Consider the following 13,591-nt stretch of genomic DNA (forward strand, 5'->3'; position numbering starts at 1 on the left):
CTGATTTGGGAGAAGCTATCAAAAAGGATTAAGATAGTGGATTGAGAGAGGCGACCGCATGGTAGAAGGATCAAATCTCCCCGTGATTGAGGCCCGCGAGATCCTAGAGAGGATCGAACGTGGAGAGCCAGTCATCTATGAGCACGCGGCGATAGCTGGCGATATTGACCTATCCAGACTTGATCTGCCCTTCATAGAAACCTCAGGCCGGAGAGGAAAGCCGTACGCTTTCCAGGATTACTTTCGCAATGCAATACAAACATACTTATTCTCATAATACCATCTCCACATGTTGTTTTCTCAGACCACAAGACACTCTTCGGAGCCAACGGTTCGGTGGGATGACTGAGAGACACACACTGACTCAGATCGGAATAGGCAGCAATGCCTAAGCTGAAATGCATTTGAAGCTATGATCTGTTTACGGGCTGCCTCGACCACGAAATGGCTCGACCGATTTTGCAAGTCGGTGTCAACCAGCCTATTGTAGCGGGGAAACATCTTACCTCAGTTACAAGCTCCGGTCTTTAGGCCGGAGTAGTTGACTCACAATGAAAGGTCTCGGGATATGTCCGCTCTGGCCCATGTACTGGCCTCTCGCATCGAGATCAGGAACTCGGTTTTTTTAGGGAGGGTCAATTTCATCAATTCTATATTCCGCGAACCTCTTGACCTCAGCGGCTCGACCTTTCGCCAGGAGGCGAGCTTCTCTTCTGCTACCTTTCTGGCAATGGTCAGCTTCGCCTCTGCCCACTTTCAGGAGGATGCGCTCTTCGATGGGACGGCATTCATGAAGACAGCAGACTGTTCCGCGGCCAGTTTCCAAAGAGAGATCACCTTTGCAGGCGCTAGCATCAATAAAATGCGTCTCTCAAGTGCACAGATCTCCGGTCAGTTGTCCCTTCAAAACGCGGAGTTCAACCGTCTGGAGGCCAGATGGCCAGTGCTGTGCAATCACCTGAGATATGATGGCGAAACCTACCTCTCTTTGGCCAGGAACTACAGGAACCTGGAGTGGTTCGAGGATGCAGACGACTGCTATTACCACTACCGTCGCGCGAGCCAGGCGGGCAAGAGCTTTGCCATCCGGGAAGGGGAAAACCGAAAGATCAACTGGTCCAAGCTCTTGGACGGCCTAGCCTGGATCTCCTGCGGTTATGGGGTTCGGCCCAGATATACCGTCTTCTTGAGCTGCTTTTTCATCCTGCTGTTCGCATTTCTCTACTGGCAGGGAATGGGAATCGTGGTGGAGCCTCTGAATGGATCTGAATACCTCCAGGGTCAAAACGAGGAGCTCACGTTCCTGGACAACCTATATTTCAGCGCCATGGTCTTCACTGCCAAGACCCAGGTCAAGTGGTACCCAGTAGGAGTCTACCGCTACCTGGCCACATTGGAGTCCATCCTGGGCTGGCTGCTCCTTGCTTTATTCCTTGTGAGCCTTGGCCGGACGATGATCCGTTAGAGCGCCGGATCGATCCATCCAGGCCCTGAAGAGAGGACCATTGCCTTTGGGTGCCGCCGACAATGGATCCAAATCCTTTTGGATTGATCACGGCAAACGTCGAGAAAAGTCCTTATAGTGGTTCGCCAAAACCATCAGACAAGTATCGAGGAAGAACATCATAGATCGATCACAGAGTGATGAGATGCATAAGGCAATTGGGCTTTTGATCATAACGGCGGCCCTCCTCTTGGCGGGAGCAGCCAGCGGGGCTGACTTTGGAAAGGAGCGTCCTATAGCGATCATTGTGGGCTCAGAGCAGCTGCAGCCTGCAATAGATGAATACGTCGTGGCCTGGTCGGATAACAGGAGCGGAAATTATGACATATTCATGTACGACCTGGAGACCGGCCTGGAGAGATGGGTTTGTATCGATCCCTTCTTCCAGATCAGTCCCGCCGTCTCCGGTGAACGCATCGTCTGGCAGGATATGCGCTCCGGTAACGGGGACATCTATATGTATGATGTCATCAACAAAACCGAGTCCGCGATCACCACCGCAGAGGGAAACCAGACTCAACCGGACATCAGCGGAAATAGAGTGGTTTGGGCGGATGACCGCAAAGGCACCTATCAGATCCATCTTCTAGACCTCTCCTCCAGAAATGAGGTGGAGATATCCTCTGCAAAGGGCGAGCAGATCAGGCCCAAGATCAGCGATGACCGAATTGTATGGATGGATGAGCGTTCCGGTGATTTTGATATCTATATGTATGACATCTCCACCGGCAAAGAATCCGCCGTTTCTACCGGTCCCGGTGATCAGTCGTTTCCCTCGGTCAGCAAAGACATCGTAGCCTGGGCAGACAACCGCACAGGAGAATCCGATATCGCCTTTATGGATCTGTCGAGCGGCAAGGAGACGACCATCAATAAATCAGGCATACAGACCGATCCCAGGGTCTATGGCCGCTACATCGCCTACCTCAACAACCACACGGACATCAATCTCTATGATATCGAGACCAGTGCAGATATCGCTCTTGCTCCAGGCAGCATCAAGATGGAGCCGGCGATCAGCGAACGAGGAGTGGTCTGGACCGATTACCGGAAAGGAACCAACGATCCGGACATCCAGATGTTCGACTTCGAGATACTGGCCGATATATCCATAACCATTGGTCCTTTCAATCACACCAATCCCTCGATCTCCGAAGATAGTGTCGTTTGGACTGACAACAGAGACGGCAACTTCAATGTCTATTTGTTCAACATCACAACCGGAAAGGAGACGCAGATAACCGAGGACAGCTTCGATCACAGCAGCCCTGATATCAGCAACAAGAATCTGATCTGGACGGATATGAGCCTGGGAAATCTGCAGATATTCCTCCGCAACCTGTCAACCAAGGAGACCAAGCAGGTAACCATAGATCAGTCCGACCACCGCTATGGTATGATCGATGGAAACAACATCATCTGGATCGATGCGCGCTCAGGTGGAGAGCAGATCTACCTCTATGATATCATCACGGGCCAGGAAAAGCAGATCACCACCGCCCAGTCCCTGAAGCTCTCCCCAGTGATCCATCAAGACAGAATCGTCTGGATCGATTCCCGCAGCGGCGAGGATAAATGGGATCTGTATCTCTACAACCTCACCACAGGTGAGGAGACGGCTATCTGCACCAACCCGGCGCGTCAGGCCCAACCCTGGATCTGGGGGGATAACGTGGTCTGGGCTGATGGCAGAAACGGGAACTGGGATATTTATGCTTATGACCTGGCCACCAATACGGAGAGAGCGGTGGTGATAGACACTGCAAATCAGGGGAACCCCGTGGTCCATGGCAACTACCTGGCCTGGCTCGACGTCCGGCAGGGGAATTCGGATATCTATCTGTTTGACCTGAGAAAAGGGGTGGAGGTGCCTGTTGCCACTCTTCCCACCCAGCAGACCCCTAACGACGGCAAGGGCGATCCCTATCAGATCAAACCCTATCACTCAAGCAAGATCATAAGCGACAACAAAATCGTGTGGATGGACAACAGCGATGGCTATTCGCAGATAAAGATGAGATATATCAACTCCGATCCGCTTCTGCTTTTAGAGGCTGACTATCCAAGCACCAACGGCAGCCTGCTGGTATGGAGCGATAACAGGAGGGGCAACTGGAATATCTACGGCTTTGACTTCTTCACCCGATCGGAAAAGCCCATAACCAAAGGGGATTACGATCAGCTCTATCCCAAGGCCTCGGGGGATATAGTGGTCTACTCGGACTACCGGAGCGGAGACTCAGACATCTATATGACGAACATTGCCACCGGCGTCGAGTCCCCTGTGGCTACCGGCAAACGCGACCAGATGTGGCCTTCCATCTCCGGCGACCTGGTGGTCTGGCAGGACAACTCCAGCGGCAACTGGGACATATATATGAAGGAGCTGTCCACGGACAAGACGACTCCCATCTACAAGGGATCGGGGCAGCAGATGTATCCAGCCATCAGCGGCGATCTGGTGGTCTGGCAGGATAGCAGAAACGGCGACTTCGATATTTATGTGAAGGATCTGGTCAATGGAACCGAGACCAAGCTCACTGGAGATGGAGACCAGCTCTATCCGGATATCTCCGGATACACCATTGCCTGGCAGGATGCCACGACGGGAGATATCTCTTATTACTTCTGGGACAAGAAATGGGGCAAGACCTATCCCCGGGAGGGAGAGCAGACCAACCCCGTGGTATCGGGCAATTATATCGCCTATGTGGACGGCTCGGGCGAGGACACTTCCATTAGGAAGCTGGACCTGGCCAGCTGGAAGGATGAGCTGGTCCAGGCAGGCCCAGGCCAGGCCAAACCGAGCATGGACAAGAAGCTGGTCTGGATCAATACCCACAGCGGTAAGCCAAGGTCAGTGGCAGTTGCCGCCGGCCAGACCAGCGTTATCAGCAAGGTCCCAGGAGATCAGAGCCATCCGGTTGTAGGAGGAAACGATCAGGTGGGCTACTATGTGGCCTGGATGGACAACCGCACCGGCGATCCCGATGTCTACGTCTACAGCCTGGCTCAGGAGCTGGAGCTGCCGCTTGCTGCCAGTCCCTACGAAGACATGTATCCGGATATAAGAGGAAACATCATCGCCTGGGTGGCCAGAAATCCGGACAATCAATACCAGATTGAGGACTACTGGTGTATCAGGACGTTTGACATATCCATAGACAACTCAACTGAGCTGGTCTATGGCCTGGAGAATTCCACCCCCATCTCCCTGAGCGACGATTACCTGGCCTATCTGAGAAAGACCTACTTCGGTTGGATGGTCTACTCCCGGCCCCTATACGAGAAGGAGACAGCACCTGAATCACCTCCTAGCGGCATCAATGTCCGGGCGGGAGGGGATTATTTGGTCTTCCAGAACAACAAGGCAGGAAGCTGGGATATCTTCCTCTGGAAGCAGGGCATGGGCACACAGCCGGTGTCGATTGTAGCCGATCCTGCCGACCAGATCAATGCGTCGACGGATGGTCGCACCGTGGTCTGGCAGGACAACCGCAATGGAAACTGGGACATCTATGCCTACGACCTGAACACGAGCAAGGAGATGCAGATAACCACCGATTCAGCCGATCAGATCAATCCCGATGTAGAGAACGGGGTCATCGTATGGCAGGATAAGCGCAATGGAGATTGGGATATTTATGTCTACGACCAGAATGTTGGAAGGGAGACGCCCATCTGCACCGATCCTGGCAATCAGATGGAGCCGCGCATAAGGACTGGGAGGATCGTCTGGACGGACGACCGAAGCGGAGACAAGGATATATACATCTACGAAAACTATATGCCATAAGAGGGAGTGGGTCGGGCTCGTTCCTCCCCTTCTCCAATCTTTTATGACCTTTTTTGTCGCTATCCTTCGGATTTTTCATCCGATTTTTTTTGAGGGATATCGCAGTCCGTCGGGGCAAAGTTTATTTATTCTCGGTGTTTAGCTATCCCCTTAAGAATATTTGGGGCAATTCATGGAACTTGAAAATCTTCGATTTGGTACGGAACTGCTCAAACGTGGTTTCGCAAAGATGCAGAAAGGGGGAGTGATCATGGATGTCACAACCCCTGAACAGGCCATAATAGCAGAAGAAGCAGGTGCTGTTGCGGTAATGGCCTTACATGCCGTTCCCGCTGACATCAGGAAGATGGGTGGAGTGGCCAGGATGGCAGATCCCCTGGTCATTGAGTCGATCATAGAGGCGGTGACCATCCCCGTCATGGCAAAGGCCAGGATCGGCCACTTCGTTGAGGCCCAGATACTGGAAGCACTGGGCGTTGATATGGTGGATGAGTCCGAGGTCTTGACGCCTGCTGACGAATTTCATATCGAGAAGACGAAATTCACCATTCCTTTCGTCTGTGGAGCCCGGAACCTGGGAGAGGCCTGCCGGCGGATAAAGGAGGGGGCAGCCATGATCAGAACCAAGGGTGAAGCAGGAACGGGAGATGTGAGCCAGGCGGTCTTGCATATGCGCATGATCCTGGGCCAGATCAGAAGCCTGAAGGGAATGGACGATCTTCAGCTGATGAAAGTGGCCAGGGAGATCGAGGCAGATCTGGATCTGGTCAGGGAGTGCGCCCAGATGCAGCGTCTACCGGTGGTCAACTTCGCTGCCGGTGGGGTGGCAACGCCTGCAGATGCTGCTCTCATGATGCAGCTGGGCGCTGACGGGGTCTTCGTGGGCTCGGGAATATTCAAGTCAGAGAGCCCGGAGGCGATGGCCAGAGCGATAGTGGAGGCGGTGCATCATTATGATGATCCTGCTCATCTGGCTAAGGTCTCAAAGGGTCTGGGGGCGGCCATGAAGGGGCTGGATGCGGCTAGCATTCCCGAAGCTGAAGCCCTGCAGACGAGAGGCTGGTAGGTGCCTAAAATAGGAGTGCTGGCCCTGCAGGGCGATGTCTCGGAGCATGTCGATGCTCTGCAGAGGATTGGGGAAGGCATAGATGTGCTGGAGGTCAGAAAGCCCGGCCAGATCGCGTCCTGCTCCGCCCTGGTTCTGCCTGGCGGAGAGAGCACAACCATCGTCCAACAGCTGAATAGCTCCGGCCTGGCCGGGGAGCTGGAGGCAGCTGCGACGACGGGCTTGCCCATCCTTGCCACCTGCGCCGGTCTGGTGCTGATCTCCAGAGAGATAGAGGGCGACAATCATGTTCAGCCCCTGGGCCTGATGGATATCAAGATCAGCCGGAATGCATTCGGCCCTCAGAGGGAGTCCTTTGAGGCAGACCTGGATGTAGAGGATATGGACCGTCCTTATAGGGCGGTCTTCATCCGCGCCCCTGTGGTATCCGAGGTGGGACGAGATGTGCAGGTCCTGGCGAAGGTGGGTGGTTTGCCGGTCGCTGTCCGGGAAAAGAACCTGCTCGGCCTTGCCTTCCACCCTGAGCTGACGGATGATATGAGATTTCACCAGCTGTTTTTGAAGATGCTGGAGGCTTGATATGTTCTCAGAGAAGGATCTGGTGGCCAGAAGCATAGAGGATATGGCTCAAGAAGTAGAAGAGCTGCAGGCTCTGGCCAGGGAAGAGAGGGAGAAGAGCGAAGCTCTCAGTCAGAAGGAGATCGAGCTGCGCCGGAAGTCCGTGGAGACGAGATCAGTGAATGCCGAACTGGCGGAGAGCTTCTGGCAGGAGGCAGAGAACATCCGAGATGAGTGCCGTGAGTTGATGCGGCTTTTTATGGAGCATAAGCTGCGCGCGGCTGAGGTTCAGCATCGCATCGATATACATGACCAGATCGAGTCTCTGGATGATTATGATGAGGTCTGGAGACAGGCAGCCAGTGCCAGACGGGGCTAAGAGCCCTGTCCATCATGCTCTTTGCAGTGAAAGCTTCCATAAGAGCGATATAATTTTTAAAAAATAGCAAAAGTCAATCGAAATCTTACCATAAGGCTATATTTCTGTCTCTACTTGCCGTCCTTGAACTGGATATCCTTCTCCGTCTGGAAGGAGCCCTTATACTGCTGATCTGCCTTGACCTTCTTGAAGAGCTTGGCATACTTGGTCTGGATATTCCAGGTTCCATTAAAGGCCTGTTCGGTCTTGAAGTTCAGGGTGTTGTTGGCATAGCCGGCGCTGGATACGCTGGAGCTCTCAGACCGGTCCACATGGCTCAGGTTGTACCTCTCGCTGACTGATGCACCCATGCCGCCATCAAACCTTGGCGATTCGACGGTCTTGTGGCCTTTCAGGCTGCCGCCAGTGAAAACCAGATCCTTGGTCTCGGTGAAGTTATCTATTGATTGCCTTCTCTCAATGCTCCTCTGGCTCTCCATGGATATCGATCCGCTGCCCATCATATTCTCATTGTAGTTCATCGCCACTCCATTGAAGTTGTCCTTTATGGAGACCTCCCCCTCGCCTTTTACCGATGAGGACTCAATGAATAGCTTCTTATTAAGTGTTGAGGAGGTGCTCTCCTCTCTCTTCGCATCAGGAGCGACATTGACAGTGCTCCAGTGGATCAGATAAGGACCGCCTTCAGCAGTGCTCGATCCATCGGTCATCCAAACTGAGAGCGGCATATAGGTGCCTGCCGATCTGCCGGGTATGGTGCTGCTCCAGTATCCATCCATCTCATCTCCCGACTCAAGTACCATCTTTGTGTCGTATACCCTGTCTATTCCTTTCATGCTCTGTCTGGTCAATGGTGCATCAGAGAGCCCGTACTTCACAGAGGCATCCGTTATTGGAGATGGGCTCTTTATATGAACAGTGACCTTGACATCCTCCTCTGCAGCCGGCTGGCTGGGCTGGGCGTTCACGTCCAGTATGGCGATCGCCCCGTGCTCAGAGCTTTTCACCCCCTCGATGCTCAGCTCATAGTTTTCTTGGCCAGACAGGTTCTTCTCCTTAGATTCTGGCTGAGTCGACATATTAATAGAGGGCACTGCTGTCGGCTCATCCTCATGAGCAGACTCGGGGCTAATGGTCTCGTCCGCCTCGGACTCATTTGTCGCATCCTTATCAGCTCCCACGATGTCGGAGATGCCCAAGAGCGTTTCTACATAACGGAGGAGGTTTGAGACTCCTTCTACCACGGCGTTGTCGGACTTCTTAGCGGATTGCTCCACATCTCGAGCCATCTTTCCGGATACCTGAGTGATGGTCGATTTCTCTTCTGGCAGGTTGAAGGGCAGGCTGCTGTTTCCATAGCTGACGCGAGCCGGAACCATCCTGACGTTATAGTCTGGGTAATCGTCCGATGGCTTGACACTCCCTTCAGCAGATGCGCCCTCTATCAGGGCCAGGTTCAGATTATACTCTCCCCGCACCGAACTCCTGTCCATGGTGAAGCCCTCGGCGGTTATGGTGTCTTCTCCACCCCTGCTGATCGACTTTTTCGCAGTGATCGTCTTCTGGTGCTTGGGGGAGAGGATGTCTATGCTGCCCAGCGGGCCTAAACTCTCGCTTATGACGAAGATGCTGTACAGTGGCACGCTTCCCATATTGGCCACGGTGCAGGTGATGCTGCTCGTGCCTCCGGGGGCTACGGCCGAGGGCGAGGCGCTTGCAAAGACCCGGATCGCCGTTGTGACCGTCATCGCCTCAACTGCCATCCGGTCGGACCAGACCTCGCCCTGGGAGTCTTCTCCAGCAACGGCGAACTGCAGGGTGCTGTTCTCCTCGATGAGCGGCCTTGCTTGGACCACTCTGAACTCTCCCGGCTCAAGATCGCCCAATGAGCTGAGCTTTGCGCCATCCAGGGTGAGGACCACCTCCCTCAATCGGTCCTGGCCGGAGTTGGTGACCAGACAGCTGATCTCTGCTTCGTCACCCGGTGCAGCCTCGATCCTTTCAGGCATGACTTTCAGGCTAATTCCAGGCTTGATGACCCTCAAGAGCACACTTCCATTGGCGGTGGTCTCAAAGCCGCGGCCATCCATTCCCCTGGCGGTGACATTGATCCAGGTGCTGTCATTCTTGCTGTAGATGGCGGCCATTCGTACCGATCTTCCTGGGAGCATCTGGGGCAAAATGCAGTCCGTTCCGTTCCCTTGCAGCGTGACATTGAACAGTGTTTCCTGGCCAGTGTTCTCCAGGATCCAGGTCACCTCTGCCGGCTCTCCGGGATATGTGGCCACTTGCGTGCTCTCGCTCTGAATCTCGAGCGATGAGTTCATCACTGCAATCGTCTGGCTCTGGCTGGAATAGACCTCTCCACCGACCTCGTCCCGGGCGGATACCATGACCTCATAAGGCAGGCTGTGGAGAATCGTCCTATTCTGTTGCACTGTCTTGGCCTCTCCTGCCGCGAGTGCAGGAATCCGGGCCACCTCTCCGAATCCATCATCGACCTTCAGGTCGGTCAGATTATCCTCACCGCTATTCTCGATCCGGATCAGGATGGAGGCGTTCTCCCCCCGGTGAACAAGCTCCGGAGCCTCCAGCAGGAGGTTGATCTGAGGGGAGATCATGCGGATATCGATGCTTGTGTTGTTGGTATAGATATTGCCCTTGCCATCCTTGGCGCTGGCCTCGGCCAGGAGGCGGGTGTTATTCTCGACCAGCAGAATGCCATCCAGCTCCAGCTCCTTGTGCGGAGTGAGAAAACCAGTGGATGCGAGCTTGCCCGCACAGGTGATGCGAACATCGGAGAGCTCATCCTGGCCAATGTTTGTGGCCAGGCATCGGTAGCTTATCGCCTCTCCTGCCAGGCAGGCCGATCTATTTACTGATATGTTCAGAGCTAAAGAAGTGGAGCTGGAGTTCTGGGGTATGGCTGGAATGACCGGCTCTGCTATTGGTACTTCCGCCTCAGCCGGAATGGCGCCACCGGCGGGAATGGACATGGAAAATAAAAGCGGATCGAATATCGTCTCTAGGCCGACATCCTCTGATGCATTCTTCTCTTGCTTTGTGGAGTTGTATTTGACCCGGCCCTGAATCTCCAGGCCGGTTGGATCCAGAGCGAAGACCGATAGCTTTTCCGCTCTGCCGCTTATGGACAGGACCTTCTTCTCCCCCGGGTCGAGCTCGGAGAGGGTGCCCAGGGATCTGTCCCGATCCGTCACCTTGATCCTATGAAGCTTTGTGATGCCGTTGTTCTCCAGGTGGACCTGGGATAGATTCGGGCTGGAGTTGACCACTGCCAGCAGGGAGACGTCTGAGGAAGCAATCCTCAACACCGGCTCAGAAGAACTGCTTTGAGGATCTTCTTTTTCGGTTCTTGCCGGGGAGCTGACAGAGGGATTCTCAATACCAGAATCCTGGTCAGAAGAGAGAGAAATGGAGGATTTAGTATCTTCTCCTGTGGGAAAAAGATAGAATATGGTCGGAACTAGAATAACCAGAAATATGGCGATGCCCATCATCATAGGGCTTGCCTTTGGACTACGCTTCCCCCTTGGTAGTCTGAGCTTGGAGCTCCTCCTCATCCAACTACTCCCTTATTGTATCTAATCTATCCCTTCAATAGATTGTGACTTTGGTTCCCTGCTAATTTATTATGATTATTTCCCTTTTGAGCATTTTTTATATTTCAATCTATAAATGGGTTTCGGATGTTTGGGCAAAAAAGGGGAATGCATGCATACTTTTAGATTTATAGCAGTGGAGATATATCACTATCAGCTGAACTTATACCGCTTCTATAACTATTTTTTCATTTTATTTAGTTTATAATTTTGGTTATTCTCGCGATGGCTCAAGCGTCATTGATGCCGCCCGAGAATGAGCAAGAGATACCGCAGCCATAGTGCTCACCAGATCCTCTCCATAGTGAAGGTGGCTGATGCAGCGGCAATCGCTAGAGCCAAATCCCTTGATGGGCACAAGACGCTCTCCTACCATTTCCGCTATACTGCATTCCAGATCTCGCGATGTCCTGGTTATGAACACCTCGACCAGTCCCGCCTGAGCGAGGAGATAATCTATATGCCATCTCCTGGTGTTTCTAGTGCCCCGCAATATCTCTATATGGCGATCCACCCTCCTGCAGCCCCCAGGCCCCCGGGCAGAGCCGGTATAAGCATAGCATCCGGGGGCAAAATCGATCTCACCCAGGGCCCCTATGCAGATCTTCTCCGCCTTTTCCAAAGAGAGGATGATGGTGTAGATTCCCAACTCATCACAGCCATATCTCATATGAATCCGTTTCCCATTATCGCTATTTGATACTAATGCTCTTTTGGAGGGATGATACGAGATTTATATCAAAGCAAGACTTTTCTAGGATGAGTAGCAAAGAGAAGCTCGGTGAATTGTGTGAGAACAGTATTAGCATTTGCATTGGTGCTGATGCTCTCCTCTCTGGCTATATCCGCGCCGGAGAGCAGTCAGCTTGGACCGTATGCCGTCACTTTGGATATGAATACCGAAATGCAGTATGAAGTGATACCGCTGGAGGCTGGAGAGTCTGATGCGGCTGCATTTTACGGCCTGCAGGTAGTAACAGACAACTCCACCTGGGCAAGGGTGGTCATAACCGAGTACAAGGAGCTTATAGATTCAACCATCGCTCCCCAAAAGACCATAACTGTCCTGAATGCCGCCGTTAACGGCTTCAATGTTACCAGTGTAGAAGACACGGTCATAGATGGAAAGGAAGGATATGTAGCCAGCGGAGTTCCCTTCCCGGGGATCACAAGCATTCCAGCCGATACCCAGCTCTTTGAGGCTGTGTACTGGCTTGACAGCGAGAAGTGCGAGTGCGGACCAGTCTCTGTAGGCACAACAAGTGTCGCTATATCCTCAACCTATCCAGAGGATGTGACCATGAACCTGATCAACAGCCTGAAGATAGTTAAGGGCGAGGCGGCAGCAGCAGTAGCGGGCGAGCAGGTTCTGCCTCCGGAATAAGCAATACGGATAGATAAATAATATCAAGATACGGCAAATAGAGAGTAAAAGCACTGGAATAGGCTTTGGGCCATTGGCTCATTGCCGATCCCTGATGCGATATGGGCAAAGGTAGGCTCACACGGCCTCCCCTTTGCCACTAAACAGATAATATTCCTTTTTCTGAGATCATTCGGGAAACTATTTATCCATCATGTCCTATTGTAAGCGGCGGCCTTATATGGTTGCGGGGTTCGCCAAGCTGGCCAAAGGCGCAGGACTTAAGATCCTGTCTCGCAGGAGTTCGCGGGTTCGAATCCCGTACCCCGCATTAAACCTTTTTCTGATGTCTTTAAGTCGGTTTTGTATCGCGAATATAGTTGAAATAGGTATTATGAGGCCACGTATGAATCTCAGCATATTGATTTTTCAACCTCATAATGGACACAATCGACTTCTATTCAATCAGCAAGCGTTTCCGCTATCGTTCTCATAGCATTCACAAATTTTAGTTCTCTAATATCATTTAGCATTTGTTTGAGTGAACTCAGGCCATCCGCCTCATGAATTATGAGAAGGTCATGCTCTCCGAATATATGATAGATATTCTTAATGCCATTTATCTCCTTGATCGTGCGATACGCATCCTTCTCTCGATCAGGCGTCACCTCGATCAATGACACTGCCAGGACCATTCTTTCACCTTCATCATTCCCTTCAAAAATTGTAAAGAGGCCTAGAATCCGAAGGCCTCTTTCATTATCTCAAAGATCCGGGTATTGTCTATCACGCCCTTGCTGACCTTTTCTGCCCCAGGGCCCGAGGCCATTATGGGAACGTCCACTGCTGTATGGGTGGCCTCCTCCATCTCCGTTATGAAATCATATCTGGGTCCCTGGGTCTTTGTAGTCCCAGAAGCAAACAGGGGATTGATGCCTCCTGCCTCATACACATCCAGATTCTCCGGCTGCAAGACCAGCCCACCGCATTCGTGATCTGCAGTTACAATCACCAGTGTCTCATTGTTCAATGAGGCAAAATCCGTTGCGACCTTCACTGCCTCGTCAAAGGCCAGGGTATCAGCGACGTTCTTGCTGATGTTCCTCTCATGCCCTGCATGATCGATCCTTCCTCCTTCAACCATAAGGAAGAAGCCCTTGGGATTACGGGAGAGGATGGAGATTGCCTTGCTGGTCATTTCAGCGAGGCTTGGATCCCTCTCCTCTCCCGAAAGCCTCTCCAGATCGTACTGCATATGAGAGCTATCGAACAGTCCCAAAAGCCTATCTGTGGTGTTGGAATCTA

11 protein-coding genes and 1 tRNA gene are annotated in these 13,591 nt (G+C 52.6%); 8 read left to right on the forward strand and 4 right to left on the reverse strand.

Translation table 11 applies throughout. The features are described from left to right. Positions 1-58: 58 nt before the first annotated feature. The 6 genes from BP727_RS08635 to BP727_RS08660 all read left to right on the forward strand — a co-directional run bounded on the left by BP727_RS08635 (position 59) and on the right by BP727_RS08660 (position 7,303). Positions 59-277 (forward strand): hypothetical protein, encoded by a 219-nt coding sequence (locus BP727_RS08635; RefSeq protein ID WP_048132320.1) that lies wholly within the window; start codon positions 59-61, stop codon positions 275-277. A gap of 264 nt (positions 278-541) precedes the next feature. After that, positions 542-1,465 (forward strand): pentapeptide repeat-containing protein, encoded by a 924-nt coding sequence (locus BP727_RS08640; RefSeq protein WP_286858343.1) that lies wholly within the window; start codon positions 542-544, stop codon positions 1,463-1,465. A gap of 184 nt (positions 1,466-1,649) precedes the next feature. Then, positions 1,650-5,300 carry a biopolymer transporter Tol gene (locus BP727_RS08645; RefSeq protein ID WP_286858345.1) on the forward strand — a complete coding sequence of 1,217 codons (3,651 nt, stop codon included), beginning with the start codon at positions 1,650-1,652 and terminating at the stop codon, positions 5,298-5,300. Between the two features lie 172 nt (positions 5,301-5,472). Further along, a complete protein-coding gene (gene pdxS, locus BP727_RS08650) occupies positions 5,473-6,366 on the forward strand; it encodes a pyridoxal 5'-phosphate synthase lyase subunit PdxS (RefSeq protein WP_013719855.1) in 894 nt (297 codons plus the stop codon). Continuing rightward, positions 6,367-6,945: a pyridoxal 5'-phosphate synthase glutaminase subunit PdxT gene (gene pdxT, locus BP727_RS08655; RefSeq protein WP_013719854.1), complete on the forward strand. Its 579-nt coding sequence runs from the start codon at positions 6,367-6,369 to the stop codon at positions 6,943-6,945. Between the two features lies 1 nt (position 6,946). Next, on the forward strand, positions 6,947-7,303 hold the full coding sequence (locus BP727_RS08660) for a hypothetical protein (RefSeq protein WP_013719853.1): 357 nt from the start codon (positions 6,947-6,949) through the stop codon (positions 7,301-7,303). A 110-nt stretch (positions 7,304-7,413) separates the two neighbouring features. On the opposite strand, the gene BP727_RS08665 is transcribed toward BP727_RS08660, so the two are convergent. Together BP727_RS08665 and BP727_RS08670 are read right to left on the reverse strand one after the other, a co-directional pair. After that, positions 7,414-10,635: a hypothetical protein gene (locus BP727_RS08665; RefSeq protein ID WP_273278339.1), complete on the reverse strand. Its 3,222-nt coding sequence runs from the start codon at positions 10,633-10,635 to the stop codon at positions 7,414-7,416. A 502-nt stretch (positions 10,636-11,137) separates the two neighbouring features. Further along, positions 11,138-11,593, reverse strand: a complete 456-nt coding sequence (locus BP727_RS08670; RefSeq protein ID WP_273278338.1) for a GIY-YIG nuclease family protein — start codon at positions 11,591-11,593, stop codon at positions 11,138-11,140. A 111-nt stretch (positions 11,594-11,704) separates the two neighbouring features. Between BP727_RS08670 and BP727_RS08675 the strand changes: the two genes are divergently transcribed. Then, complete coding sequence (locus tag BP727_RS08675; RefSeq protein WP_286858349.1) at positions 11,705-12,307, forward strand: hypothetical protein; 603 nt, start codon at positions 11,705-11,707, stop codon at positions 12,305-12,307. 226 nt (positions 12,308-12,533) lie between these two features. Next, positions 12,534-12,617, forward strand: a tRNA-Leu gene (locus BP727_RS08680). 130 nt (positions 12,618-12,747) lie between these two features. On the opposite strand, the gene BP727_RS08685 is transcribed toward BP727_RS08680, so the two are convergent. Together BP727_RS08685 and BP727_RS08690 are read right to left on the reverse strand one after the other, a co-directional pair. Then, on the reverse strand, positions 12,748-12,981 hold the full coding sequence (locus BP727_RS08685; RefSeq protein WP_273270922.1) for an Lrp/AsnC ligand binding domain-containing protein: 234 nt from the start codon (positions 12,979-12,981) through the stop codon (positions 12,748-12,750). A gap of 41 nt (positions 12,982-13,022) precedes the next feature. Next, the coding region (locus BP727_RS08690; protein ID WP_286858352.1) for an alkaline phosphatase at positions 13,023-13,591 on the reverse strand (569 nt) is incomplete at its 5' end.

Origin of the sequence: Methanosaeta sp. UBA356 (assembly GCF_002496465.1) — an archaeon.
In the GTDB taxonomy this organism is placed as follows: Archaea; Halobacteriota; Methanosarcinia; order Methanotrichales; family Methanotrichaceae; genus Methanothrix; species Methanothrix soehngenii.

Excerpts from the sequence above, each read along its gene's own strand:
- BP727_RS08635 (WP_048132320.1), top strand. The coding sequence starts at position 59 with ATGGTAGAAGGATCAAATCTCCCCGTGATTGAGGCCCGCGAGATCCTA.
- BP727_RS08645 (WP_286858345.1), top strand. The coding sequence starts at position 1,650 with ATGCATAAGGCAATTGGGCTTTTGATCATAACGGCGGCCCTCCTCTTG.
- pdxS (WP_013719855.1), top strand. The coding sequence starts at position 5,473 with ATGGAACTTGAAAATCTTCGATTTGGTACGGAACTGCTCAAACGTGGT.
- BP727_RS08660 (WP_013719853.1), top strand. The coding sequence starts at position 6,947 with ATGTTCTCAGAGAAGGATCTGGTGGCCAGAAGCATAGAGGATATGGCT.
- BP727_RS08670 (WP_273278338.1), bottom strand. The coding sequence starts at position 11,593 with ATGAGATATGGCTGTGATGAGTTGGGAATCTACACCATCATCCTCTCT.
- BP727_RS08685 (WP_273270922.1), bottom strand. The coding sequence starts at position 12,981 with ATGGTCCTGGCAGTGTCATTGATCGAGGTGACGCCTGATCGAGAGAAG.